We start from the raw sequence: 24,643 nt of genomic DNA on the forward strand, positions 1-24,643 counted from the left end.
GGGCCCGGGGGCGCCCCCCCGAGGCGCCGGCCCGGGAGCCGCCTGCTCAATCGCCGCAGGGGCTTGAAGAGGCCGCAGGGGCCTAAAAGGCGTCGCCCCACTCCGCCTTCCGGGCCTCGCGGTAAGCGGATCCGTGGCGCTTGGTCACCGTGATCCGGTCCAGGGCCCCCCGGGACTCGCAGAGGTCGAGGAGGACCTGGCCCTTGCGGAGTTGGGGTTTGCGGACGATTCGGGACGCGGCCGGGTCCGGCGCGAAGCGGGTCGCCGCGACGTAGGCGAACTTCTCGTCCTCGTACGCGAGGGAGCCGCCCTTGATCTGACGGTGCAGCGAGGACCGGGCGACCCGCGCCGAGAAGTGGCACCAGTCCGTGCCCGGCACGATGGGACAGGCGGCACTGTGCGGGCAGGGCGCCGCGACGTGGAACCCGGCCGCGATGAGCCGGTCCCGGGCCTCGATGACGCGCGCGTAGCCGTCAGGGGTGCCGGGCTCGATGATGACCACGGCGCCGGTGGCGGCCCGCGCGGCGGCGTCGACGACCACCGCGCGGTCCCCCTCGGTCAGCTCCTTGAGCACGTACGAGACGGTGACGAGGTCGGCCTCGGGGGTGTCGTGCGCGCCGATCCGTCCCCGTTCCCAGCGCACCGAGTCCGCCAAGTCACCCTGTGACGCGGCCAGTTCGCGGCCGAGGTCGAGCGCGGGCTGCGACCAGTCGACGACCGTCGTGGTCCGCTCCCCCGGCCACACGTCCCGCGCCGCCCACACGGCCGCGCCGGTGCCGCCCCCGATGTCCAGGTGCCCGGTCGGCCGCCAGTCGGCCGCGGCGTCCAGCGCGTGCAGCGCGGAGCGCACCGCCTCGAACGTGGCCGGCATCCGGTACGCCGCGTACGCCACGACGTCCGCCCGCTCGCGCAGGATCGGGGCGTCGGTCGGGGTGGTCCCCCGGTAGTTCGCGATGAGCCGCTCGACGGCCTTCGTCGCCTGCGTGGGCGGGAGGCCGTCGAGGAGCGCGGCGAGGGTGGACCGGAGGGTGTCGGAGGTCGACTGGAGGGGGGCGTTCACCCCGTGATTCTACGAAGTGGTGACGCCGGCTACGGGTCCGCCTCAGACCACGGCCCGCGCCACCCGGTTCGCCGCCGCGACCCGCGGACCGTTCGCCGGGCCCCGGCGGCGCGGGTGCACGGTGTTGGCGAGCAGGACCAGGAAGGTGTCGGTCGCCGGGTCCATCACCAGGGACGTTCCCGTGAAACCGGTGTGGCCCGCCGCGCCGCGCCCCGCCAGTTCGCCCATGAACCAGGACTGGTCGAGGCGGAACCCGAGGCCGGGCGGGGTCAGCATCAGGTCGACGAAGTCGGGGCCGAGGATGCGGGCCGTGCCGTAGGAGCCGCCGGTGAGGAGCGTGCGGCACAGGATGGCCAGGTCGTACGCCGTGGAGAAGAGGCCCGCGTGACCGGCCACGCCGCCGACCGCCCAGGCGTTCTCGTCGTGCACCTCGCCGCGCAGCATGCCCCGGTCGGCCTTGGCCCAGGGGCGGCGCTGGTCCTCGGTGGCGGCGGCGTCCGGGCACGGACCGTACGACGTGGCGGTCATGCCGAGGGGGCGGGTGATGCCCTCGCGGATCAGGACGTCGAGGGGGCGGTCCGTGATCCGTTCGAGGACGTGCTGGAGGAGCAGCATGTTCAGGTCGGAGTAGAGGTGGTCGCCCGGTGGGGAGGACGGCGCCTCCGCGCGCAGGAGGGCCAGGCGTGCGGTCGCGTCCGGGGCGTCGTACAGCGGGAGTTCGGGGCGCAGGCCCGAGGTGTGGGTGAGCAGTTCGCGGACCGTGATGCCGTGCCGGGCGGCGGCCGTGAACTCGGGGACGTAGGCGCCGACCTTCGCGTCGATGCCGAGTCTGCCGCGCTCGATCTGCTGCACGGCGGCGATCGAGGTGAAGATCTTGGTGAGCGAGGCCAGGTCGAAGGGGGTGTCCGCCGTCATCGGGACGCGGGCCTCGGCCGGCAGCTCGATTCCCGTGTCCGTCGCCTCGTCGTACGACGCGTAGCGCGCCGCCCAGCCGTGCGCCGCCTCCACCGCGATCACCGGGCCGCGCCCCGCGAGCGCGACGACCCCCGCGCACCAGGGCCGCGCGCCCTCGGGCAGCCGGCGCACGTCGGAGACGAGCCCGGCGAGGTGCTCGGCGTCGAGCCCTGCCCGCTCGGGGGTGTCGTGGCGCAGTCTCGGCGCGTTCAGCGCTGCTCACCCGCCGCACGCTGTTGCCAGGGGCGGCACAGGGTCACGAAGGCGAGCGCGGCGACGAGTCCGCAGACGAGCTGGACCAGCGCCATCGGGACGGCCGTGTGCTCGCCCGCGATGCCGACGAGCGGGGAGGCGATCGCGCCGATCAGGAACGAGGACGTGCCGAGCAGCGCGGACGCGGAGCCCGCCGCGTGCGGGGTGCGCATGAGGGCGAGGGCGTTGGTGTTGGGCGTGGTCAGGGCCATGCAGGCCATGAGGACGAAGAGGCCGGCGGCGACGGGGGCGAGGCCGAGTTCCTCGGGTGTCCCGAAGACGCCGGTCGCGGCGAGGAGGAGGAAGGCGGCGGCGAGGACGACCAGGGTGAGGCCGATGCCGAGCACCTTGTCGAGGTTGACCCGGCCGACGAGCACCTTGCCGTTGAGCTGGCCGACGGCGATCAGGCCGATCGAGTTGAGCCCGAAGAGGAGGCTGAACGTCTGCGGGGACGCCCCGTAGATCTCCTGGATCACGAACGGGCTGGCGCTCACGTACGCGAAGAGCGCCGCGAAGGCGAAGCCGCCGACGAGCGTGTAGCCGAGGAAGACGCGGTCGGCGAGCAGGCCTCGCATCGTGCGCAGCGCCTCCGCGGTGCCGCCGCTGTGCCGCCGCTCGGGTGCGAGGGTCTCCGGCAGGAACTTCCACACGACGGCGGTGAGCGCGATGCCGATGCCGGTCAGTACGACGAAGACGCCGCGCCAGTCGGTGAACCGCAGCACCTGGCCGCCGATCAGCGGCGCGATGATCGGGGCGATGCCGGAGATCAGCATGAGGGACGAGAAGAAGCGGGCCATCGCGACGCCGTCGTAGAGGTCGCGGACCACGGCGCGGGCGATCACGATGCCCGCCGAGCCGGCGAGGCCCTGCGCCAGCCGGAAGGCGATGAGCAGCGTGGCGTTCGGTGCGAAGGCGCAGATCGCGGTGGCCACGATGTAGATCAGCAGGCTGATGATCAGCGGTCGGCGCCGGCCCCACTTGTCGCTCATCGGGCCGACCACGAGCTGCCCGAGCGCCATGCCGGTCAGGCACGCGGTGAGGGTGAGCTGGGCGGTGGCGGCCGAGGTGTGCAGGGCCTCGGTGACCTCCGGCAGGGCCGGCAGGTACATGTCCATGGAGAGCGGCGGTACCGCGGTGAGGCCGCCGAGGATGAAGGTGACGAGGAGGCTCGCGCCGGCCCCGACCACCGCCTTGGGAACGGGCGTTGGGGTCGCGGCGTGGACCTCACCGGTCGCGTCCTCCCCCGTGGTGCTCCCGGTGGAACATCCGCTGTCCTTCATCCCGCTGCCCCTCGTTTCCCTTCGCCTCTCCCGGCCACCTGTGCGATTCCCTATGCTCTCAGCTCGGTGGTGCGGTCGAGACCAATTTCTGGAGTGGGTGGGACGCGGTGACAGAGCGGGTGCGTTGGGGAATCCTCGCGACGGGAGGGATCGCCGGGTCGTTCACGGCCGATCTGCTGGACCTGCCGGACGCCGAGGTGGTGGCGGTGGCCTCGCGCACGGAGGCCTCCGCGAAGGCGTTCGCGGAGCGCTTCGGGATCGAGCGGGCGTACGGCGACTGGGCCTCGCTCGCCGCGGACGAGGACGTGGATGTCGTGTACGTCGCGACGCCGCACGCCGCGCACCGGGAGGCGGCCGGGCTCTGTCTGGAGGCGGGGCGCGCGGTGCTGTGCGAGAAGGCGTTCGCGCTGAACGCGCGGGAGGCGGCGGAGCTGGTGACGCTCGCGCGCTCGCGGGGCGTGTTCCTGATGGAGGCCATGTGGATGTACTGCAATCCGCTGGTGCGGCGGATGAAGGCGCTCGTCGACGACGGGGCGATCGGTGAAGTCCGCACGGTGCAGGCCGACTTCGGCCTCGCGGGACCCTTCCCGCCCTCGCACCGGCTGCGTGATCCGGCGCAGGGCGGCGGCGCGCTCCTCGACCTCGGCGTGTACCCGGTGTCGTTCGCGCAGCTGCTGCTCGGGGAGCCCGCCGCCGTGACGGCGTCCGCGCAGCTCTCCGAGGAGGGCGTCGACCTCCAGACCGGGATGCTGCTCTCGTGGGACAACGGCGCCCACGCGCTGCTGCACTGCGCGCTCAACGCCGGTACGGGCGTGACCGCTTCGGTCACCGGGTCGGCCGGGCGGATCGACGTGCCGGGCGGGTTCTTCTGCCCGGAGCGGTTCGTGCTGCACCGGGACGGGCGGGATCCGGAGGAGTTCGTGGCGGCGCCGGAGGACGGGCCGCACGACTCCATGCGGCACGAGGCGATCGAGGTGATGCGGCGGGTCCGGGCGGGCGACACGGAGTCGCCGCTGGTGCCGCTGGAGGGTTCGCTCGCCGTGATGCGGACGCTCGACGCCGTCAGGGAACGGGTCGGCGTCCGCTATCCCGGCGAGGACTGAATCCCGGCAAGGACTGAGGCCGGCTACGCGGGCTTGAGGCCCGGCTCTCCCACGGCCGTCACGAACGAGGCCGCCGTGGTGAGGGCCGCCCCCGGCGTGGTCACCGCGGACACCGTCTTGAAGTCGGCGCGCGCCGCCTCCTGACCCAACTCCACGGTCACGTAGCCACGTTGACCGTTGTAGTGCTTCATGTGCGGGTTGCGGGCGAGGTACCCGGCCCAGTTGGCCGGCTTCGCGGAGCCGTCCTTGCCGCTGGTGATCGACGTCGTGACGATCTCGGTGCCGACGGTGCGCGAGCCCTGGTCGTCGGCGTCCCGCTTGATGTCCATGGCGTACGAGACGTGGACGTCGCCGGTGAGGACCATCAGGTTCTCGACGCGGGCGGCATCGGCGCCCTTGAGGATCCGCTCGCGGGAGGCCGGGTAGCCGTCCCAGGAGTCCATGGAGAGCGTGCCGTCACCCGCGGGGTTGGCGCGGCGCGCGAACGTGACCTGCTGCGGCACCACGTTCCACAGCGCCCGCGAGTCGCGCCAGCCGTCGGTCAGCCAACGCTCCTGGGTGGCGCCGGGCAGCGTCTGCGAGGCGGCCTCGGACTCGGGCGTCGGCGCCTTCCAGCCGTCGCCGTTGGCCTGGTCGGTGCGGTACTGGCGGGTGTCGAGGATGTCGAACTGGGCGAGCCGGCCCCAGTGCAGGCGCCGGTAGAGCCGCATGTCGGGGCCGCTCGGGGTCTGGGGGCGGCGCAGCGGCTGGTTCTCCCAGTACGCGCGGTACGCGGAGGCGCGGCGCAGCAGGAACTCCTCGGGCGGGTTGCCGTTCTCGTCGGTGTCGCCCGCGTAGTTGTTCTCGGTCTCGTGGTCGTCCCAGGTGACGACGAAGGGGTGCGCGGCGTGCGCGGCGCGCAGGTTCTCGTCGGACTTGTAGAGGGCGTACCGCAGCCGGTAGTCCTCCAGCGTCATGGTCTCCCGGTTGAAGACGTCGGGCAGGACGCGGTCGGTGTAGTTCCGGGCGCCGCCGACGGAGGTGACGGCGTACTCGTAGAGATAGTCGCCGAGGTGGAAGACGACGTCGACATCGTCCTGCGCCAGGTGCTTGTACGCGGTGTAGTACCCGTCGTGGTACGCCTGGCAGGAGACGGCGGCGAGGGTGAGCGCTCCCGTACGCGCGTTGGTGGCGGGCGCGGTGCGGGTGCGGCCGGTCCCGCTCACCCAACTCCCCACGCGGAAGCGGTAGTAGTACACGCGCCCGGAGGCGAGCTTGTCGACCTCGACGTGCACGGTGTGGTTGTACTCGGGGTGCGCGGTGGCGGTGCCACGCCTCGCGACGCGCCGGAACTTCTCGTCGAACGCCAGCTCCCAGGCCACCTCGACGCGGGCGGCGGGCAGCCCGCTGCCGGTCTCGTACGGGGACGGGGCGAGCCGCGTCCACAGCAGCACGGAGTCGGGGAGCGGGTCGCCGGAGGCGAGGCCGAGGGTGAAGGGGTCGCTCTTGATCTTCCGGGCGTCGAGCTCGGCGGCGGCCGCGGTGCCCGCGGTCGGCAGGTTGGTCGCGAAGGCGAGCGCGGCGGCGGCGCCGGTGACGGTGAGGAAACGTCTGCGGCCCAAGTGCTGGGCGGCGACGCGGAGTTCGGCTGCGTGCTGCGGCATGTGAGGCATGAAGCGTTATTGCAGTGGCACGGGACGACCGTGGACTGTCACGTACACAACAGCCACATGGCGGATCGATGATCTCCGCGTGGCCCGGCGACCCGTACGCTGCGGCCTCATGAACGCTTCGCAAACGGACACCGCTTCGCGCACCGCCGTCGTCACCGGCGCGGGTTCCGGCATCGGCCGGGCCGTCGCCCTCGAACTGCTGCGGGCGGGCTGGCGGGTGGCGCTCGCGGGCCGCCGCACGGAGACGCTGGAGGCGACCGCGAACCTCGCGCCGGACGGCGACTCCCTCGTGGTCCGCGCGGACGTGTCGGACGCCGAGGCTGTGGCGGCACTCTTCGCCGCCGTCCGGGACCGTTTCGGCCGCCTCGACCTGCTGTTCAACAACGCGGGGACGTTCGGCCCCGGCGGCGTGGGCATCGAGGACCTGGAGTACGACGCGTGGCGCCACGTCGTCGACGTCAACCTCAACGGGGCGTTCCTGTGCGCCCAGGCGGCGTTCCGGCAGATGAAGGAGCAGGACCCGCACGGCGGACGGATCATCAACAACGGCTCCATCTCGGCGCACGCGCCGCGCCCGCGCTCGATCGCGTACACGACGACGAAGCACGCCCTGACGGGCCTGACGAAGTCGCTCTCCCTGGACGGCCGCCCCTACCGGATCGCCTGCGGCCAGATCGACATCGGCAACGCGGCGACCGACATGACGGAGGTCATGCAGCGGGGCATCCCGCAGGCGAACGGGGAACTGGCGGCAGAGCCGGTGATGGACGTCGCGGACGTGGGGCGCACGGTGCGGCACATGGCGGAGCTGCCGCTGGAGGCGAACGTCCAGTTCGCGACGGTGCTGGCGACGAACATGCCGTACATCGGTCGGGGCTGACGGCACACGGTCGACCGTGCGGCTTGATCAACTGGAGATCAACTGCACTAGGGTCACTCGAACGGGTCCGCGCACCGCGTGCGGGCCGGACGAGTGCCGGACGGTGAAGTCATGACCTGCTCACGTTTTCGTACATCTCGTAAATCCTGCTCCGGGCGCCTGGATCTGGGGCTGCTCGCGCTGCGCGTCGGCACCGGTGGGGTGCTCGCCGTGCACGGAGCGCAGAAACTCCTCGGCTGGTTCGGTGGCGGCGGGGTGTCCGGCACGGCCGCCGGCATGGAGGCCATGGGGTACCACCCGCCCAAGGCGAGCGCCGTCGCCGCCGGGCTCGGCGAGGCGGGCGGTGGGGTGTTGCTCGCGCTCGGGCTCGCGACGCCGGTGGGCGGGGCGGCCGCGGCCGGGACCATGGCCGGTGCGGCCGCGGTGCACGCGCCGAACGGCTTCTTCGCGCAGGGCGGCGGCTACGAGTACCCGGCGTTCCTCGGCTTCGCCGCGGCGGGCCTCGCGGTGACCGGCGCGGGCCGCTACTCCCTCGACCACGCGCTCGAGCACCGCCTCGACCGGCACTGGATGGTGCCGGCGGCGCTCGTCGGGGCGGGCGCGGCGGCGATGGCGGTGGTGGCGTCCCGCAACAAGCAGGTGGCCGCGCGGCAGAACGAGAAGGACGAGGAATAACCTCGTCACCCGTGACGACGAACACCGACACTGCCGACAATGACCTGTGGGAGACGATCGACCGGCTGCGTGCCTGGCTCGACGCCAACAACGCCCGACCGCCCCAAGAGGCCCTCCTCCTGCGGATGCTGAAGCTCGCGGAGGAGGTCGGCGAGGTCTCCGAGGCGGTGATCGGCGCGGTCGGCCAGAACCCGCGCAAGGGCGTGAGCCACTCGTGGGCCGACGTCGAGTCCGAACTCTGCGACGTCGTCGTCACGGCCCTGGTCGCCCTCGGCACACTGACCCCGAACCCCCGGGACACGCTGCACGCGCACGTGACAAGGGTGGCGGAACGCTCCCAATCAAGCCCCTGCGGCGATTGAGCAGATCTTTTAAGCCCCTGCGGCGATTGAGCAGGCGGCTCCCGGGCCGAACCCCGGGCTCCGCCCCGGACCCCGGGCTCCGCCCCGGACCCCGCTGCTCAATCGCCGCAGGGGCTTGATTGGTTACGCTGGCGTGGATCATTGGCCATGGATCACAGGGGGCACCACGTGGACAACGGCATCGTCACTGCGGTCAGTAGCAACCACACGTACTCCTTCACCAAGCCGAACCGGAAGAGCATCACGCTGCTCGCAGGGCTCGGCGTCGAGGGCGACGTGCACGCGGGCGTCACCGTCAAGCACCGGTCCCGCGTCGCCAAGGATCCGACGCAGCCCAACCTCCGCCAAGTGCACCTGATGCACGAGGAGTTGTTCACGGAGCTCGCCGACGCGGGGCACACCGTGCGGCCCGGCGAACTCGGCGAGAACGTCACCACGCGCGGCATCGACCTCCTCGCCCTGCCCACCGGCACCCTGCTGCACTTCGGCGAGAGCGGCGCCGTCGTCGAGGTCACGGGGCTGCGCAACCCCTGTGCCCAGATCGACGGCTTCCAAGGCGGGCTGCTCAAGCGGGTCGTGGGCCGGGACCCGGAAACCGGCGAACTGGTCCGGAAGGCCGGGGTCATGGGCGTCGTACGGGAGGGTGGCGAGGTCGGGCCGGGTGACAGGGTCCGGGTGGAGCTGCCCGCCGAGCCGTTCCAGGCGCTGGAGAAGGTGTAGGCACTCCCGCCCGCGCGGTCAGGGCGCACAACGTGAACGGCTAACATCGCCGCCATGACTGACAGGCACCGCAGCACCGAACTCCCGCGCCTGGGTGTGGCCATCGTCACCATGGGCAACCGGCCCAAGGACGTGGCCGCCCTCCTGGATTCGGTGGCCAAGCAGGATGCGGTGCCGGCCCGCGTCGTCATGATCGGCAACGGGACGCCGCTGCCCGCGTACCCCGGCTACCCGTTCGAGGTCACGACGGTCGAGCTGGACGAGAACCTCGGCTGCCCCGGCGGCCGCAACGTCGCCCTCGCCCGGCTCCGCGAGTTCGGGGACGTGGACGTGGCCGTGGAGCTGGACGACGACGGGCTGCTCGTCGACGCCGACGTGTTCTCGACCATTCAGAAGCTGTACGCGGCCGACCCCGAACTCGGCGTCGTCGGCTTCCGCATCGCCGACGAGCTCGGCGAGACCCAGCGCCGCCACGTGCCGAGGCTGCGCGCGAAGGACCCGATGAAGCGCGGGCTCGTGACCGCGTTCCTCGGTGGCGGTCACGCGTTCTCGATGGACATGCTCGACGAGACCGGTGACTGGCCCGCCGAGTTCTTCTTCACGCACGAGGAGACCGATCTCGCGTGGCGGGCGCTGGATGCGGGGTGGAAGGTGCTGTACGAGCCGGCCCTGCTGCTCCAGCACCCCAAGACGTCCCCGGCCCGGCACGCCGTCTACCACCGGATGACCGCCCGGAACCGGGTGTGGCTGGCCCGCCGCCGCCTCCCCCTCCCGCTGATCCCGCTGTACCTCGCGGTGTGGACCGGCATCACCCTGCTGCGTACGAGGTCGCTCGGCGGCCTGCGCGCCTGGGCGGGCGGCTTCGCCGAGGGCGTGCGCGCGTCCGCAGGTGAGCGGCGCCCGATGCGCTGGCGGACCGTGTGGCGGATGACGCGGCTCGGCCGCCCGCCGCTGATCTGACCAGCGGCGGACGGCCGGGCGCGAACGGTCAGGACCGCGTACGCCGCCTGCGCGTGGCGTACACCGTGCCCGCACCGGCCGCGGCGATCAACGCGGCGGCCGCGGCGAGCGGTCCGGCCGGGACGGCGGCGCCGGTCGCGGCGAGGGAGCCTGTTCCGCCGCCCGTGGTCGAGCCGGTGCCGATGCCGCCGGTCCCGCCCGTGGTGCCCGAAGCGCCGCCGCTCGTACCGCCGTTGGACCCCGTCGGCAGCTCGGCGTTCTCGTCGAGGGAGACGGCCGCGGTGACCGGGTCGAGCGCGGCGCCCGCCTCGTAGAAGCCGCCGAAGGCCTTGGCCCCGCCGGCGGTGAGGGTGGCGGCGGCGCCGTCCAGTTCGACGACGTCGTCCTGCGCGGTGAGGTCGCCGGAGCCGAGCTTCAGGGTGGCCACGGTCAGGCCGTCGTACGTGGAGACCTTGCCGGTCTCCTGGTCCTTGCTGGAGACGTCGGCGACGAGCTCGCCACTGCCGCCCTTCGCCGTCACCCGCAGCTCACTGAACTGCAGGTCGAGGGCGTACTCGTCGCCCTCCTCGTGGCCGAGGAAGCGGACCTTGCCGGCGAACTTCGCGTCCAGCGACTTGGCATCGGCGTCGTAGCTGCCGCTCGCGTCACCGAACCGGTAGCCCGAGCCGTTCTTGCCCGCGCCGCCGGAGAGTTCGACCTTGCCCTTGGCGATGGGTCCTGTGATGTACGTACGGAAGGACTCCTTGACGCCCCAGTCCAGGTTGCCGTCGACGACCGCGCCGGAGGCGGCCACCTCGGGGGCGCTCGTCGCGGACGCGCTCGGCTTGCCGGTCGGGGTCGCGGTCTTCGTGGGCTTCGGCCCCGCGGTGGCCGTGTCGGTCGGGGAGGGTGATTGCGTCGGGGGCTTCGTCGGCTCGGGCGAGGTCGGGGAGGAGGCCGCGGTGACCGTCAGCGTCGCCGGATCGAGGGCGGCGCCCGCCTCGTACATGCCGTTGAACGCCTTGGCACCGTCGGCGGTCAGCGTGGCCGGGATGCCCTTGAAGGTCATGGCGCCGCCCGCGCCCTGGCCGGGCTTGACGGCGGACAGGTCGAGCGTGGCGAACTCGATGTCGTTCTGGGTACTGCCGTTGAGCGTGACGTCGGCGTCGATGTGGCCGGTCGTCCCGGTGGTCACCACCTTTACGTCGGCGACCTTGATGTCGAAGCCGTGCGCGGTGGAGGCGAAGCGGACGGCGCCCTTGAACGTCGTGTCCGTGCCGTGCGTCGCCGTGTCGTACGTGCCCGTGCCGCCGCCGAAGGTGAAGGCGCCGTTGTCGGCTGCCTGCGTGGCCCCGTCACTGGCCTCGATCTTCCCGAGGGCGATGCCGGTGACGTACTTGCGGAAGGACTCCTTGATGCCCCAGTCGAGCGTGCCGTCCTTCAACTCAACGCTGGGTGCGGCCTGTTCGGCGGCGAAGGCGGGCAGGCTCAGCGCGCCGCCGCCGAGCACGACGGCGGTGGCGGTGGCGGTGGCGGTGGCGGCGGCGAGGGCTATCGGGTGTCTGGTGATCGCGTTTTCGGTGCGGGACATCTGCTTCTTTCCTCAACTCTTCGAGTGGGAGCGCCCGTTCAGGGACGCGGGGAACGGCGCGAGCGAAGGACCAGGAATCCGGCGCCCGCGAGCACGAGGGCGACGACGGCGACGATCCCGGAGACCGCGCCACCGGACAGTCCCGAACTGTCCGCTGCCGAGGCAGACTTGACCTTGGGGGCCGCGGAGCTCTTGTCGGGGCTCGGCGTGGCGGAGCTGCCGAGGTCCGGCAGCGCGGGCAGTTCGGCGTCGGCGTCGAGCGCGACCGCCAGGGAGACCGGGTCCATCGCGGCCCCCTTGCGGTACATGCCGCCGAAGGCCTTCGCCCCGGCGGCGGTGAGCTTCGCCGGAGCCTCGTCGACCCGTACGAGCCCGTCCTTCGCGGCGAGTTCGTCGACGTCGAAGGTGACGACCGCGGTGTCCTTACGGGTCCGGCCCTCGCCGGTGACGTCGGCACGCAACGTCCCCTTGCCGTCGGCCACGTCGACGGACACGTCCGCGAACTTCAGGTCGAGCCCGTGCTCGCCGGTGAACCGCACGGACCCGGTGAACCCGGCCTCCAGGGTCCGCTTCTTCTTGTCGTACGACCCTTCGCCCTTGGGGAAGCGGAACAGCGCGCCGCCGTCCTGCGCCCCGTCGGCGAGCTTCCACTCGCCCTGGGCGATGCCCCCGGTGACGTACTCGCGGAAGGTACGGCGCACGCCCCAGTCGACGGCTCCGTCCCGGACGGTGCCGGAGTCGGCCTCCTTGGTCTTCTTGGTGGCCGTGGCGGAGGGGGACGGCGAGGTCGTCTTCTTGCCGGCCTCGACCTTTGGCTCCACGTCGGCGGACAGGCTGACCGGGTCGAGCGCGGTGCCCGCCGTGTAGTAGCCGGCGAAGGCCTTGGCGCCCTGCGAAGTGAGCGTGGCGGGAACGTTGTTGAGGGTGACGGCATTGCCGTCGCCCTTCATGTCGATCCCACCCAGGGAGAGGGAGGCGAAGGGCACCTGACGGGACGACGTGACCGTCCCGGTGCCCTTCGCCCTGCTCACGACATCGACGTAGAGCGTCCCGCCGCCGCCCGCGACGCGGACGCTCGGGTTGCTGATCGTCATGTCGAGTTCGTGCGAACCGTCGGCCTTCTTGTGCCCGACGAAGTGCACGCCGCCGGAGAACGAGGAGGTGAAGGTGCCGGTCGAACCGTCGTAGCCGCCGCTGGCCGAGTGGAAGCGGAACCGGCTCGCGCCGATGGTCGCCGCTCCCCCGGTCAGGGTGTAACTCCCCTTCGCGATGGGCCCCGTGATGTAGCTCTGGAAGGACGACTTCACGCCCCAGTCGAGTCGGCCGCCCTGCACGGTGCGGGTCGCGGCGTGCGCTCCGGGGGCGGGCAGCAGGGCCGCGAGCAGCGCCGTGAACAGGCCGGCGAGCAGGGTGACGGCAAGGACGCGTATCGGTGCGCGTCGGGACATGACGATTCCTCCGGGACTCCAGCACTCCAGCACCAGACGTCACCAGACCCTGGCGACTTAGGTAAGGCTAACCTAAACTATGATCGCTTCCGCCAACAGCCCCTCTGCTTAGTCCCGCTGCTCAGCCCCTCCCCTTACGACAGGACGGTCCCCGCGTGCCGACGCCAGCCGCTCCCGCTCAACCCGCCACGCGACGGGCCGGTGTGCTGACCGCCGTACTCGTCGCCGTCCTCGCGCTGTTCGCCACGGCCTGCGGCGGCGGCTCCACGAAATCGGCCGGAGCCGGATCCGTGGACGACACCAAGACGGCCGCGACCTCGAACCGCCTCGAACCGCTCGCCTCGACGCCGAATCCGGAGCTGCCCGCCACGGTCGCCTCGGCAGGCGGCGAGAAGGTCACGGTGAAGCGGGCCGACCGGATCGTTCCGCTGTCGGGCAGCCTCAGCGAGATCGCCTTCACCCTCGGGCTGGGTGAGCGGGTCGTGGCGCGGGACATCACGGCCACGTTCGACCAGGCGAAGAAGCTTCCGGTGGTCACCCGCAACCACGACGTCTCCGCGGAGAACGTGCTCTCGCTCAAGCCGGACCTGGTGCTCGCCGAGACGACCTCGGGCCCCGAGGAGGCGATGGAGCAGATCCGCGACGCGGGCGTCCCGGTGGTCGTGATCGACCCGGCGAAGGGCCTCGACGACGTCGGCACCCGCATCCAGGCGGTCGCGGACACGCTCGGAGTCCCGTCTGCCGGGCGGGAGTTGACGCAGCGGTCGGAGGACCGGATCGCGGCGGTACAGAAGGACATCCCGACGAGGACGGAGAGCAAGGGCGACAAGCCGCGCGTCGCCTTCCTCTATCTGCGCGGCTCGGCCTCCGTCTACCTCATCGGCGGCAAGGAGTCCGGCGCGGTCTCGCTGCTCCGAGCGGCGGGCGCGGTCGACGCGGGCGCGACCTCGGGACTGAAGAAGGACTTCACCGCGATCACCAGCGAGGCCCTGGCGAAGGCCGCGCCGGACGCGATCCTCGTCATGACCAAGGGACTCGAATCCGTCGGCGGCATCGACGGCCTGGTGAAGATTCCCGGCGTCGCCGAGACCCCGGCAGGCGTCGACCGCAGGGTGGTCTCCGTCGACGACGGCGTACTGCTGAACTACGGCCCACGCACGGACCAGGTCCTGCGCTCGATCGTGGACCAGCTGTACGGCGATGCCTCCGGCGCGGCGAAGGCGGGTTCCTGACCATGACGACCCCTCAGCCCTCGACGCCGCACCGGTCACCGGTGGACGAGCCCACAGCCGCCCATCCCGCCCACCTGCCGGATCAGGGCATCACGCCCGACGGCCCCGACGGGACACGCCCCCGCGCGGCCGGTGCGACGCGGCCCGCGGGCACTGTCCCGGTCACCAAGGCGCGCCGCGGCGCCGCCTGGCCGCTGACCGTCGGTCTCGCCCTGGCGCTGGTGGTGCTCGCCCTGGCCTCGGCCGGGATCGGGGCGTACGAGATCGCGCCCGGCGACATCCTCGGGTCCGTGCAGCACCGGCTCGGTCTCGGTGGTGCCGCGCTCGACCGGGTCGGGGAATCGGTGCTGTGGAACGTGCGCCTGCCCCGCGTCGTCCTCGCCCTCCTCGTCGGCGCCTCGCTCGGCTGCGCGGGTGCGCTCATGCAGGGCGTGTTCGGCAACCCGCTCGCCGAGCCCGGCGTCATCGGCATCTCGTCGGGCGCGGCGGTCGGCGCGGTCGCCTGCATCGCGCTCGGCCTCAACTTCTTCGGTACGTGGACCATCACGGCCTGCGCCTTCGTGTCGGGCCTCGCGACGGTCCTGATCGTCTACGTGATGTCCCGCTCGGGCGGCCGCACGGAGGTCGTCACGCTGATCCTCACGGGTATCGCCGTGAACGCCTTCGCGGGCGCGCTGATCGGCCTGTTCCTCTCCTACGCCGATGCCGCCGCCGTCAACCAGATCACGTTCTGGCAGCTCGGCTCGCTGGCCCAGGCGACGTGGCCGAAGGTGCTCGCGGTGCTGCCCTGCGCGGCCGTCGGCCTGCTCGTAGCGCCTCTGTACGCAAGGAAGCTGGACCTGCTGTCGCTCGGCGAACGCCCGGCCCGCCACCTGGGCGTCGACGTCGAGAAGCTCCGGATCACGCTGATCCTCGTCATCGCACTGCTCACGGCGGCGGCCGTGGCGGTCTCCGGCGTCATCGGCTTCGTGGGCCTGGTCGTCCCGCACCTGCTGCGCATGCTCGCGGGCCCAGGCCATCGCTTCCTGGTCCCGGGCAGTGCGCTCGGCGGCGCCGCCGTCCTGGTCGCGGCCGACCTCGCCGCCCGCACGGTGGCCGCCCCCGCCGAACTCCCCATCGGGGTGCTCACCGCGCTGACCGGCAGCCCGTTCTTCTTCTGGCTGCTGCGCCGCACCCGCCGTAAGCAAGGAGGCTGGGCATGAAGGCCCTTTGGAGCACGCTGCTGCGGGGCCCGCGGCACCACGCACCGCCCGAGCGGTACGCCGCCGGGGACACGGTCGCCGAGGCGCGCGCCCTGCACGTGAGCCTGGGCGGCAGGCCGGTCCTGACCGGCGTCGACCTGGACGTGCGGGCGGGCGAGGTACTGGTCCTGGTCGGCCCCAACGGGGCGGGGAAGTCAACCCTGTTGGCGGCGCTTGCCTCCGACCTGCCCGCCGCCTCCGGCGAGCTGCGCGTCCACGGGCGCCCGGCCGACGCCTGGACACCGGCCGAACTCGCCCTGCGCCGCTCCCTGTTGCCCCAGTCGGCGACGCTCTCCTTCCCGTTCCCAGTGGCCGACGTCGTCCGGATGGGCCGGGCGCCGTGGGCGGGCACGGAGCGCGAGGACGAGGACGACGCGGCGGTCGCGGCGGCCCTCGCGGCGACGGAGACCGCGGCCTTCACCGCCCGCCCCTTCTCGGCGCTGTCCGGCGGCGAACGGGCCCGCGTGGCCCTGGCCCGGGTCCTCGCCCAGTCGACGGGGCTGCTGCTCCTGGACGAGCCGACGGCCGCGCTCGACCTGCGCCACCAGGAGCTGGTCCTGCGGGTGTGCCGCGAACGGGCCGCAGCGGGCGACGCGGTGGTCGTCGTCCTGCACGACCTGGGCCTGGCCGCCGCGCACGCCGACCGGGTGGCGGTGCTGCACGACGGGCGCATCACGGCGGTCGGCCCGCCGGCGGAGGTCCTCGACGGGCCCCTGCTCAGCGACGTGTACCGGCACCCGGTCGAGGTGCTGCCGCATCCGCGTACCGGGGCGCCCCTGGTGGTGCCGGTACGGCCGTGACCGGTTGCATGACAGCGGCCCTCAGATCGACTCCAGGCTCCGCCCCGTCGTACGTGGCCCAAGGATCCGTACGTTCAGGCACAGGATCAGCATCAGCACGCCGGACCCGATGAACACCGCGTTCGCGCCCAGGTCCTCGAGCACGTCGATCGCGATGAACGGCAGCACCACCGACGTGAGCCGGGACAGCGAGTACGCGATGCCGATGGCGCTGGAACGCATGCCCGTCGGGAAGATCTCCGTCTGGTAGACGTGGAAGGCGTTCGAGAAGACGTTGGAGCACACGGTGAGCAGGAAGCCCGCCCCCACGATCAGCCAGGACGCCTCCGCGAACCCGAAGACCAGGCCGAACGCGGCGATCCCGAGCGCCGACAGGATGATGAGTGTGCGGCGCTCGATCCGGTCGATCAGCGGCACGGACAGTGCCGAGCCCACCGGGTAGCCGAGGTAGCTGAGGGCCGCGTACGTCAGGGATTCCGTGACGGTGTGGCCCTTGGCCTGGAGGACGACGGGGGCGAGGGAGCCGAAGCCGTAGTAGCCGACGGTCTGGAGGATCTGGAAGATCCACCACATCACCGTGCGGCGGGCGTAGGGGTGTTTGAACATCTGGCCGAGCGGCACCTTTTGGGCGTCCGGTGTTGCGGTTGCGGGGCTCTGCCCCGGGCCCCGCGCCTCAATCGCCGGCGGGGCTTGAGATGGCGGGGCTTGTGACTCGATCCCCCGTACCACCTCTTCCGCCTCGGCCGTCCGCCCCCGCGAGACCAGCCACCGCGGTGACTCCGGTAGGCGGGTGCGCAGGAGTTGGATGAAGGCGGCGCCGAGTGCGCCGCCGACGAGCAGCCAGCGCCAGCCGTCCACCCCGAACAGCTCGTGCTTGGCGACGAGTCGCGCGCCGAGCAGCGCCGCGACGGGCACGCCGACGAAGCCGAGGGTGTACGCCCAGGCGATGTAGCGGCCGCGCACCTTGCGCGGCAGGAACTCGGCCAAGTACGTGTCGACGAGCACCAGTTCGGCGCCGAGGCCGAGACCGGCGAGGAAGCGGAGAACGGAGAGCTGGGTCGCGTCCTGGGCAAAGGCGCAGGCCAGCGAGAACAGCGAGTAGAGCCCCAGGTTGACCAGGAACATCTTCCGCCGCCCGAACCGGTCGGCGAGCACGGACAGCACGTTCGCGCCGACGAACATGCCGAGGAACCCGGAGGCGATCAGCCACGACTTCTCGGTGCCCGACAGCTGCCAGGACTCGGCGAGCGCCGCGGCGAGCACGCCACCGAGGAACACCTCGTAGAGGTCGAAGAAGGCTCCGATGCCGACGATCGCGGTCAGCCGCTTGTGCCACGGACCGACGGGCAGCCGGTCGAGCCTGCTGACCGGGTCCGTCGTGTCGTTCAAGTCCGGGGTGGCGGCTGCCCCCGTGACGCCCTGCTCACTCATGCTCGCAGACGTTAGCTGTAAACGGCAGCTAAATGAAGACCTGGATTCCGCTTCCGGCCTGGCGTAATGGGGACGTCGGCGACTCAGAATGGTCGTGTCCGTCTCGCGTCGTCAGGTTGGCAGATCGCCCCGTCCACAAACTGCCCGGGATTCGGGCCTTGAAGTGACAGCGTAGTTGGGGGCGGATGCCCTGCCCGGTGTCGTCGCGCTCGTCGCCGGGTTCCCCCGTAGCGGTGGCCGCCTGCGCCAGTGCGGTGAGGGAGTCCTCGACGACCCCGAGGAGTTCCAGGAACTCGTCCACGCTGGACAGACGTTGACCGGGCCTGTACGCGGTGGCGGCCTGCACCAAGTCGTCCACGCCCTCCGACAGACCGTCCACCAGAGAGTTGGGACGCAGTCCCTCGCCCGCCTCCAGGCGGGCCAGCACCTCAGCCTGGCCGACGGCCGGAGCCTTTCCGGTTAGCAGGAGGTACGTGAGGGCGCCGAGTCCGTACACATCGAGGTGGGCCGGGTGGCTCTGGGAGGAGTCGGTGCTGCGCTGGGTGGCGATCTGCCAGTCGGAGATCCGCAGGTTCGGGGTGAGCCAGGCGGTCTCCTCCCCCACGACCCGGCCCTTCTTGCCGCGCGGCCGAGGATGTCCAGCTTGTCGCCGTACTGGATCAGGTACTCGTCCCGCTTCAGAGTGAGCCTCACTTACACCTTCAGGTCCCAAAACGATCTGCACCAACTGGCGCGTGCACTAACGTGGTTACCTGCTGCGCACCTTCCCGGAGGGTACGTCGGCGGTGTTCCAGGTGCCGTTCCTCGGTGCTGAGCGACGAGTGGTCTCCATCGCGTTCCGTACGCGGTGTGACTGCGGATGCCCGGTAGGGCGATCCCTGCCATTCCCAGCTCACGCTCAGGAGTGGAAACCGATGAACCCCGTTGAGTACAAGCCTGCACGTCGTCACCTGATTCGTCAGATTCTGGCCGACGTCACGGTGGGAGTCGTCACCAATCTGTTGGTGGCGGCCCTGATCGCGGCAGCACGCCTGGTCTTCTGACCGGCAAGTGGCGGGCCCGGGAGAGCCCGCCACTCCAAGCACTGGTCGCCGCTTCAGAAAAGACGCATCTCTCCGGGCAGGGTGTCCTTCTTCTGACGGTTCCTGCGTCGGCGCTGTCCTCGGCCGGGACGGGGCAAATGCGGCTGGCGAGCCTGCTCCGGCAAGTTCTCCCAGGTGGGTCGCAGACCGTGGATCTGGGCCTCGCCGACGAGCTTCTTCAGGTGGTCCCGGGTCTCCTTGTCCGTGGAGTAGAGCACGGTCGCCCGGCTCGCCCGGGTCATCAGCACGTGGTACGCGTGCCGAACGAGACGGGCGAACTCGTCGTCGTCTACGCTCTTCGGCTTCACCTTGGGATCGAACGACCCGGGAACGCCGACTCGTTTGACGCCCGCCTCCTTGTCGGCCCGCTCCTTGCCCCGGCGGAACACCCAGCGGTCACCCCGGCGCACCATGTCGTCGCCCATGATCACGCCGCACCAGTCCCACTCCAGTCCCTGCGCGGTGTACACACAGCCGATCTGGCCGAGGCCGTTCTCGTGCACGGACCAAATCTTGGAAGGGGGGACGGTCTTGTTCTCGCAGAAGGACTCGCTGAACGCGTTCCACGGCCGGTGCCACTCGCCGATCCGGACGTCGGGCTCGAGCCGCTTCTCCTCGCCCAGGGGTTTGGTCCAGGGCCAGCAGTATCCGGCGACCATGCGCGCGGATGCTCCCGCCACGGCCTCCGAGCGGATGATCCGTTCGAGTTCCTCCGGACTGTCCACGACCTCGACGTGCATCAGCCCGTCCGGCGTCCACTCCTCCGGCTCCGCGTCCGACACCCCAAGCGCCCCACGCACCCAGCGGATATAGGCGTCGCTGCCGCCGCACCGAAACTGTTCCCGCAGGCGGTAACGGACCAACTGCGCGTCGTAGCGTCGTGCCGCGTCCTCCACGAGAGCGACGGTGCCGACCTCATGCGGGCGCACGGACTGCCCCTCGTCGAGGAAGAAGACCGTCAGCCGGGAGGCGTCGAGGAGTTCATCCACCTGCGGTTTGGTTCCATAGTCCGCGCGATCCCAGAAGCGGTTGGTGGAGCGGTCGCGCAAGCGGTGGGCCTCGTCGCAGATCAGTACGTTCAGAGGCGGATCGGGTGGGGTGACGAAGTTACTGAAGTAGGTGAAGCTCTCCTTGAACTCCCGGTCGCCATAGCCGACATGCTCCTGGAGGGCGCCGTTGAATGCCCTGCTGCCGCTCGCGTACTTGACCGTACGCCCCTCCGCCTCCAGCTCGGCCTTGAGTTGGAGGCCGATGGCGCTCTTGCCGGTTCCGGCCCCTCCTGTGACGAGGAAGACCACCCTTCGCTCGTCGGGGAGGAGCGCGGGCCGCCGGGGATCGGGCAGCACTTTGGCAGCAGTGTCGAGGATCTGATCCGCGACCTTCTTCTGACGGCCGCGAAGGGTGAAGACCGTGTCCTCCCCGCTGGAGCGGATCATGGCGTCGAGCAGTGGGGTGTTACGCAGCCCCATACCCCGCAACAGGTTCTCGGCCGCAGTCTGGGCACCGTCGGCGGCGAAGCTGTTACGCAGGTCCGACAGCAGTTGGGCACGGCGATCACTCGTATAGACGCGGGCGTAAGAACCGGTCGGCGCGTCCACGCCGACCAGCGGAAGCACCGAGAGGTCGGTGGCGTTGTGCAGATAGGCGAAGCCGCCACACTCGAATTGCAGTCCTTGCAGCGGCCCTCTGAAACCGGTGAACGCCTCGTAGTATTCGCGCAGTTGCAGCGCGGGATGCTTCTTGGGCCCCATGCCGGGGACGTGTACCAGTTCCCCAGTGGCTCGCTCCACCCGGGTCACCGTCGACCAGCGTTTCAGCTCGACGAGTTGGACGGACAGTGCATCCTCTTCGGGATGACGGCCTACGAGGACGACATCGATGAGGCGCGGGTCTCCGGCGCGATCGGTCTCGTCGAGCGTGGCCGCGCACTCGACGACCATCTCGACGTTACCTCGGTCGGCAGCTACCAGTTCCTCGGCAAGATGCACCAGGCTCTCTGCCCAAGCGGACCGTTCGGTCAGCGAAGCGTCGGTGTTGAGGAAGTGCTTCCACCTCGCGGCGAGGTGAGGCACCATGCGGCGTCTTGAGTTCAGGTTCAGCAGATCCCGCGCCGCCAGTTTCAGCAGGAGCATGGACACGAGGTGGATCCCCCAGGGCACGAGTGACTCGTGCGGATGGGGGCATGTCCACCTGGGAAGCCCGTCGGGCCGCAATGATGTTTTGGATCTTAGGGAAGTGACGTCCCGTCCAGACACATATGAAACAGAGGTCGGCTGGAAGCACGGACATCATGGCTGAATACCACGCGCTCAACGCGACACAAGTGGCTCCTCCGTCGCGGCCGGCTGTGACTCCAGGCGGGATGACACCAGGTCACGCAGCCTCTGTCTGGTCTCCGGATCGGTCGAGTAGACGATGGTGCCCACCATGCCACGCGTCAGCAGCACCTTGTACGTGTTCCGAATGAGCCGGTCCACATCGGTGTCCGACGTGGACTTCTTGAAGACCGGGTCCTTTGAGGCAGCGCGGTCGGTGACCCAGTGGTCACCCCGCCAGACCAGGTCCGGGCCGATGATGACGCCGGACCAGTCGTACTCGAACCCCTGGGCGGTGTAGACACAGCCGATCTGCCCGAAGCCCGCAGGGTCGGTGGCCCACAACGCGGACGGTGGCGCGCCGGAGACCGACCGGTCCCCCCGCAGGTTCCAGGGCCGGGCCCAGCCACCGATGACGACGTCGAGGGGCAGTGGACAGCCGGGCTTGGGCTCGGGCGACCATCGCCAGCAGTAGCCTGCGGACATCCGGGCACCATGGTTCTCGGCACGGCGGGCATCGAGGAACGCCTCCAGTTCTTCAGGACTGTCGGCGACCAGCAACTGCATGCGGCCGTCGGGCTCCCACCCGATCGGCCCGCCGGGCTCAAGCCCAAGGAGCCGGACCACCCAGCGCAGGTAGGCGTCGCTGCCTCCGCAGCGGAACTGGCTGTCCAGGGGGATGACATGGCAGTCGATGCCGCGTCTGGCCGCGGCCTCACGAATTTCGTCAACGGTTCCCATCTCACCGGGACGCACCACTTGGTGCTCGTCGAGGAAGAAGACCGGTACGTGGGCGACGTCGATGAGTTCGTCGATCTGCGCCCTGCCGGTCCGCAGTGCCGCGCGGGTGTAGCGGTTGGCGGACGTCTCACGGATACGGTGCGCCTCGTCACAGATCAGAGCACCCAGGCTGTTCTTCTCCGTGGCCATGAAGCTGTTGAAGTACTTGAAGAGATCCTGGACTTCCCGCTTCCGGGAGCCGGCCACCTTGCGCATCGTCTTGGTGAACGACTGGGAGCCGGTCGCGTGGACCGCGGCCACGCCCCTCCGGTACAGCTCGCCGAGCAGTTGGAGCGCGATCACGCTCTTTCCGGTTCCGGGGCCACCGGTGACGATGACGACTTCCTTGCGGTCGGCGCGCTTCGCCCTCTCCACCGCGTTGAGCACCATGCGGTAGGCGACCTGCTGCTCGTCGAGGAGGACGAACTGCTGTCGCTCCCGAACTTCCTGGGCTGCCACGGACATCAGCTGCTTCGACGGCACGGTGGCGCCCGCGAGCAGTTCGTCCGCCGCACGAGCTCCGGCGTGCTCATTGCTCAGCTTCGACCGGAGGTGGTCCAGGAACGCTCCTCGGCTCTCCCCGGTGAAGAGCAGCCCCCGCGCGTCACGTTCGATTTCCCGCAGCCCCGCCACCCCGAACTCGGTGGCGTTGTGCAAGAAGGCGACTCCCTGGATCCGGTCGCTGTGCTCAGACACCGCGCCGTTGAAGTTGACCAGGTAGTCGCAGTATCGCCGCACCTGCTCGATCGGATTGAGCACGGGGTGCGCGTAGGCGTCAACGTGGCACAAGGTGGGATCATCTTCATGCGGAGCCGCCTGGCTCCACTGCTTCAGCTCCACCACGACGTAGGACGGCTCCTGCGTAACCGGGTGCAAGCCGGCGAGGACGACGTCGGCACGCTTGCTGTTCAGCGGTAGCGCGTACTCAAGCATGACCTCGACGTCGCCCAGGCCGGCGTCGTCGAGCGCGGCGGTCAATAGAGGGATGCTGCGCTCCCAGGAACGCGTCTCCGAGGCTCCGGGCCTATAGCCATGCATATGGACGAACTGCTCGGTGAGATGCAGGAAAAGCGAACCGTCAAGTGCCATGACGGCGACCGTTTTCGCGGACGCGCGGAACAGCAAGGACTTCCCCCAGGCAGCACGAAGAGACTCGTGCGGGTGGGGGCATATCCTTCGAGACTCCACCAAGGTGGAACGGAAGCCCGTCGGGCCGCGTTGACGATGTGTCCGAGGGTACCTGGCGGGACTGGCAGTACTACCGGTGGTCGGAGTGGCGGCGGATGTCGGGCCCGATCTCCACTACGGGCGCGCCAACACATTGGCTCCGACGCATCAGGTCCCTCCGACTCGATCAAGTCCCGCGTTGCACGCCCGGCCGTTCGTCGACCACGCTGCTCAGCACGAGCTGCCGTGACGCCGGGATCGGGCAGCTCCACGCGGCACCGCTCGTGAACAAGTGACGGTCCCAGGGATACGCGGGGCAGTGCGTGCTGTTTTCCCGGCACCAAGACCGCCCCCACGCAGGCTCCGATCCGGAAACGCGTGGCTGCTTTCGCTGCCGTGAGGTCCGGTTTGAATCGGTGCGGCCCCGGGCGAGGCGACGGCCGCAAGTCCACGAGCAAGGGCACCAGACCTGTGCCTTAACCGACCAGAAGGCGGAGCGGCAGACGAGTCGGGCTGTACGCCGGGTTCTGTGCCCCGGGACCTCGCGGTCGTCGGGGCGACGGCCATCCATCTACGACCGGCGTTGCCACCGGCCTCCTGCGGTCTACCCGCGAACATCGGGCGGGCAGCCCTCGATCGTCCGCGCAGGACCGTCTCCGAAGAGGCGGTCCCTCTTGACCTTGCTCCAGGTGGGGTTTACCTAGCCGCCTGAGTCGCCTCAGGCGCTGGTGGTCTCTTACACCACCGTTTCACCCTTACCCAGCGCCTGAGCGCTGGGCGGTCTGTTTTCTGTGGCACTGTCCCGCGGGTCACCCCGGGTGGCCGTTAGCCACCACCTTGCCCTGTGGAGCCCGGACGTTCCTCGGGAGACCCCCGAAGGGATCCCACGCGGCCGCCCGCCCGGCTCGTCTGCCGTGCGGCCAGTCTACCTGGCCGATCAGACGAACTCGGCCGTCTCCAGGTCGAAGGCGAACGGCTCGGGCAGCGCGAGGGCCTTGCCGAAGGGGAGCGTGCAGGACTGGCGGTAGTCGCCCTTCGACGGGTCACTGTGGAGGGTCACGGAGGACTTGTCGCGGTCGATGAGCAGGTAGAGCGGGATGGCGCCCTGGGCGTAACAGCGCCGCTTCGCCTCGCGGTCCTGCTGCGGCTTCGACGAGGTCACCTCGACCGCCATCGCGACGCCCTCGCAGGGCATCCAGGAGTCGGCGCCGCGGAAGAGACGACGCTCGGTGGGCGCGAAGGTGCCGTCGGGGATCAGATGGTTTCTCGGGCAGTCTCCGCCGCTGGGCAGTTTCAGCCCCTTGTTCCCGGAGAAGTCCATATCGGTCCGCGAGCGCCTGATCACCTGCTTCAGGATCAGGTTGATGTAGTCCTCATGATCCCCGTCCGGCGGTGGTGTCACGACAATCTCCCCCTGGATCAGTTCCGCCCGGAAGCCCTCCGGGGTGTCGAGGGAGAGGAAACCCTCCAGCAGGACCTCTTCCTGCGTGAGCGGCTCGTGCGCGAGAGCGGGCATGCCATCACGTCCCTTCTTCGGTCGTTCGCCAGACTGGGACATGGGTGATCAGCCGTCCCTCGGATCGGGAGTCGTTCCCTCGATCGTGGCACAGGGTCATGGAATCGGTCAGGGTTCGGCCGTGCGTCGGCCGTGGCTACTCGGGTGCGGGGGTCGGGCCCGG

The 24,643-nt window shown here is 70.5% G+C and carries 20 protein-coding genes, 1 other RNA gene and 2 pseudogenes; 10 read left to right on the top strand and 13 right to left on the bottom strand.

Going from position 1 to position 24,643, the window contains the following annotated elements:
* Positions 1–82: 82 nt before the first annotated feature.
* From ABT004_RS18580 to ABT004_RS18590, 3 genes are read right to left on the bottom strand one after another with little or no spacing between them, the layout of a single operon-like run.
* On the bottom strand, positions 83–1,060 hold the full coding sequence (locus ABT004_RS18580; RefSeq protein ID WP_351337861.1) for a small ribosomal subunit Rsm22 family protein: 978 nt from the start codon (positions 1,058–1,060) through the stop codon (positions 83–85).
* A gap of 42 nt (positions 1,061–1,102) precedes the next feature.
* Positions 1,103–2,227 carry a serine hydrolase domain-containing protein gene (locus tag ABT004_RS18585; protein ID WP_351337979.1) on the bottom strand — a complete coding sequence of 375 codons (1,125 nt, stop codon included), beginning with the start codon at positions 2,225–2,227 and terminating at the stop codon, positions 1,103–1,105.
* Entirely contained in the window at positions 2,224–3,546 is a 1,323-nt protein-coding gene (locus tag ABT004_RS18590; protein WP_351337864.1) for a multidrug effflux MFS transporter, read from the bottom strand. The genes ABT004_RS18585 and ABT004_RS18590 overlap by 4 nt, the downstream gene beginning before the upstream one ends.
* A 107-nt stretch (positions 3,547–3,653) precedes the next feature.
* Between ABT004_RS18590 and ABT004_RS18595 the strand changes: the two genes are divergently transcribed.
* Positions 3,654–4,649, top strand: coding sequence for a Gfo/Idh/MocA family protein (locus tag ABT004_RS18595; protein WP_351337867.1), 996 nt, complete (start codon positions 3,654–3,656; stop codon positions 4,647–4,649).
* Positions 4,650–4,672: 23 nt separating this feature from the next.
* Here the strand turns inward: ABT004_RS18595 and ABT004_RS18600 are convergent, their stop codons facing one another.
* Positions 4,673–6,301 (bottom strand): alkaline phosphatase D family protein, encoded by a 1,629-nt coding sequence (locus tag ABT004_RS18600; RefSeq protein WP_351337870.1) that lies wholly within the window; start codon positions 6,299–6,301, stop codon positions 4,673–4,675.
* A 109-nt stretch (positions 6,302–6,410) separates the two neighbouring features.
* On the opposite strand from ABT004_RS18600, the gene ABT004_RS18605 reads away from it, so the two are divergent.
* From ABT004_RS18605 to ABT004_RS18625, 5 genes are all read left to right on the top strand, one after another.
* Positions 6,411–7,181: an SDR family oxidoreductase gene (locus tag ABT004_RS18605; protein ID WP_351337873.1), complete on the top strand. Its 771-nt coding sequence runs from the start codon at positions 6,411–6,413 to the stop codon at positions 7,179–7,181.
* Between the two features lie 111 nt (positions 7,182–7,292).
* Complete coding sequence (locus ABT004_RS18610) at positions 7,293–7,856, top strand: DoxX family protein (RefSeq protein ID WP_351337876.1); 564 nt, start codon at positions 7,293–7,295, stop codon at positions 7,854–7,856.
* Positions 7,857–7,867: 11 nt separating this feature from the next.
* Positions 7,868–8,218, top strand: coding sequence for a MazG-like family protein (locus ABT004_RS18615; protein ID WP_351337878.1), 351 nt, complete (start codon positions 7,868–7,870; stop codon positions 8,216–8,218).
* 147 nt (positions 8,219–8,365) lie between these two features.
* Positions 8,366–8,938, top strand: coding sequence for an MOSC domain-containing protein (locus tag ABT004_RS18620; protein WP_351337881.1), 573 nt, complete (start codon positions 8,366–8,368; stop codon positions 8,936–8,938).
* Between the two features lie 54 nt (positions 8,939–8,992).
* Positions 8,993–9,898, top strand: a complete 906-nt coding sequence (locus tag ABT004_RS18625) for a glycosyltransferase family 2 protein (protein ID WP_351337884.1) — start codon at positions 8,993–8,995, stop codon at positions 9,896–9,898.
* Positions 9,899–9,926: 28 nt separating this feature from the next.
* On the opposite strand, the gene ABT004_RS36405 is transcribed toward ABT004_RS18625, so the two are convergent.
* The 3 genes and pseudogenes from ABT004_RS36405 to ABT004_RS18635 all read right to left on the bottom strand — a co-directional run bounded on the left by ABT004_RS36405 (position 9,927) and on the right by ABT004_RS18635 (position 12,916).
* Positions 9,927–10,691: an HtaA domain-containing protein gene (locus ABT004_RS36405; RefSeq protein ID WP_502966959.1), complete on the bottom strand. Its 765-nt coding sequence runs from the start codon at positions 10,689–10,691 to the stop codon at positions 9,927–9,929.
* A 213-nt stretch (positions 10,692–10,904) separates the two neighbouring features.
* Positions 10,905–11,468 (bottom strand): annotated as a pseudogene (locus ABT004_RS36410) (HtaA domain-containing protein); the annotation flags it as partial.
* 38 nt (positions 11,469–11,506) lie between these two features.
* Complete coding sequence (locus tag ABT004_RS18635) at positions 11,507–12,916, bottom strand: HtaA domain-containing protein (protein ID WP_351337889.1); 1,410 nt, start codon at positions 12,914–12,916, stop codon at positions 11,507–11,509.
* Between the two features lie 155 nt (positions 12,917–13,071).
* Between ABT004_RS18635 and ABT004_RS18640 the strand changes: the two genes are divergently transcribed.
* From ABT004_RS18640 to ABT004_RS18650, 3 genes are read left to right on the top strand one after another with little or no spacing between them, the layout of a single operon-like run.
* Positions 13,072–14,148: a heme/hemin ABC transporter substrate-binding protein gene (locus tag ABT004_RS18640; protein ID WP_351337890.1), complete on the top strand. Its 1,077-nt coding sequence runs from the start codon at positions 13,072–13,074 to the stop codon at positions 14,146–14,148.
* Positions 14,149–14,150: 2 nt separating this feature from the next.
* The gene (locus ABT004_RS18645; RefSeq protein WP_351337893.1) at positions 14,151–15,350 is read left to right on the top strand and encodes a FecCD family ABC transporter permease; all 1,200 of its coding nucleotides are present in this window, start codon (positions 14,151–14,153) and stop codon (positions 15,348–15,350) included.
* Positions 15,347–16,189: a heme ABC transporter ATP-binding protein gene (locus tag ABT004_RS18650; RefSeq protein ID WP_351337895.1), complete on the top strand. Its 843-nt coding sequence runs from the start codon at positions 15,347–15,349 to the stop codon at positions 16,187–16,189. The genes ABT004_RS18645 and ABT004_RS18650 overlap by 4 nt, the downstream gene beginning before the upstream one ends.
* A gap of 21 nt (positions 16,190–16,210) precedes the next feature.
* Here the strand turns inward: ABT004_RS18650 and ABT004_RS18655 are convergent, their stop codons facing one another.
* Together ABT004_RS18655 and ABT004_RS18660 are read right to left on the bottom strand one after the other, a co-directional pair.
* Positions 16,211–17,620 (bottom strand): MFS transporter, encoded by a 1,410-nt coding sequence (locus ABT004_RS18655; protein ID WP_351337896.1) that lies wholly within the window; start codon positions 17,618–17,620, stop codon positions 16,211–16,213.
* A 196-nt stretch (positions 17,621–17,816) separates the two neighbouring features.
* Positions 17,817–18,245, bottom strand: a pseudogene (locus ABT004_RS18660) (hypothetical protein); the annotation flags it as partial.
* 289 nt (positions 18,246–18,534) lie between these two features.
* Here ABT004_RS18660 and ABT004_RS18665 point away from each other — a divergent pair.
* Positions 18,535–18,663, top strand: a complete 129-nt coding sequence (locus ABT004_RS18665; RefSeq protein ID WP_351337898.1) for a DUF6408 family protein — start codon at positions 18,535–18,537, stop codon at positions 18,661–18,663.
* Between the two features lie 53 nt (positions 18,664–18,716).
* Here ABT004_RS18665 and ABT004_RS18670 read toward each other — a convergent pair whose 3' ends face one another.
* From ABT004_RS18670 to ABT004_RS18685, 4 genes are all read right to left on the bottom strand, one after another.
* On the bottom strand, positions 18,717–20,834 hold the full coding sequence (locus ABT004_RS18670; RefSeq protein ID WP_351337982.1) for a DUF2075 domain-containing protein: 2,118 nt from the start codon (positions 20,832–20,834) through the stop codon (positions 18,717–18,719).
* A gap of 177 nt (positions 20,835–21,011) precedes the next feature.
* Positions 21,012–22,922, bottom strand: coding sequence for a DNA/RNA helicase domain-containing protein (locus tag ABT004_RS18675; protein ID WP_351337900.1), 1,911 nt, complete (start codon positions 22,920–22,922; stop codon positions 21,012–21,014).
* 542 nt (positions 22,923–23,464) lie between these two features.
* An RNA gene (gene rnpB, locus ABT004_RS18680) (RNase P RNA component class A) lies at positions 23,465–23,872 on the bottom strand.
* A 29-nt stretch (positions 23,873–23,901) separates the two neighbouring features.
* Positions 23,902–24,480 (bottom strand): Uma2 family endonuclease, encoded by a 579-nt coding sequence (locus ABT004_RS18685; RefSeq protein WP_351337902.1) that lies wholly within the window; start codon positions 24,478–24,480, stop codon positions 23,902–23,904.
* Between the last annotated feature and the right edge of the window lie 163 nt (positions 24,481–24,643).

The organism is Streptomyces sp. NPDC002790, from assembly GCF_040295505.1.
GTDB lineage: Bacteria > Actinomycetota > Actinomycetes > Streptomycetales > Streptomycetaceae > Streptomyces.

Excerpts from the sequence above, each read along its gene's own strand:
- ABT004_RS18590 (WP_351337864.1), bottom strand. The coding sequence starts at position 3,546 with ATGAAGGACAGCGGATGTTCCACCGGGAGCACCACGGGGGAGGACGCG.
- ABT004_RS18600 (WP_351337870.1), bottom strand. The coding sequence starts at position 6,301 with ATGCCTCACATGCCGCAGCACGCAGCCGAACTCCGCGTCGCCGCCCAG.
- ABT004_RS18605 (WP_351337873.1), top strand. The coding sequence starts at position 6,411 with ATGAACGCTTCGCAAACGGACACCGCTTCGCGCACCGCCGTCGTCACC.
- ABT004_RS18610 (WP_351337876.1), top strand. The coding sequence starts at position 7,293 with ATGACCTGCTCACGTTTTCGTACATCTCGTAAATCCTGCTCCGGGCGC.
- ABT004_RS18620 (WP_351337881.1), top strand. The coding sequence starts at position 8,366 with ATGGATCACAGGGGGCACCACGTGGACAACGGCATCGTCACTGCGGTC.
- ABT004_RS18625 (WP_351337884.1), top strand. The coding sequence starts at position 8,993 with ATGACTGACAGGCACCGCAGCACCGAACTCCCGCGCCTGGGTGTGGCC.
- ABT004_RS18635 (WP_351337889.1), bottom strand. The coding sequence starts at position 12,916 with ATGTCCCGACGCGCACCGATACGCGTCCTTGCCGTCACCCTGCTCGCC.
- ABT004_RS18645 (WP_351337893.1), top strand. The coding sequence starts at position 14,151 with ATGACGACCCCTCAGCCCTCGACGCCGCACCGGTCACCGGTGGACGAG.
- ABT004_RS18650 (WP_351337895.1), top strand. The coding sequence starts at position 15,347 with ATGAAGGCCCTTTGGAGCACGCTGCTGCGGGGCCCGCGGCACCACGCA.
- ABT004_RS18655 (WP_351337896.1), bottom strand. The coding sequence starts at position 17,620 with ATGAGTGAGCAGGGCGTCACGGGGGCAGCCGCCACCCCGGACTTGAAC.
- ABT004_RS18665 (WP_351337898.1), top strand. The coding sequence starts at position 18,535 with ATGAACCCCGTTGAGTACAAGCCTGCACGTCGTCACCTGATTCGTCAG.
- ABT004_RS18670 (WP_351337982.1), bottom strand. The coding sequence starts at position 20,834 with ATGCTCCTGCTGAAACTGGCGGCGCGGGATCTGCTGAACCTGAACTCA.
- ABT004_RS18685 (WP_351337902.1), bottom strand. The coding sequence starts at position 24,480 with ATGCCCGCTCTCGCGCACGAGCCGCTCACGCAGGAAGAGGTCCTGCTG.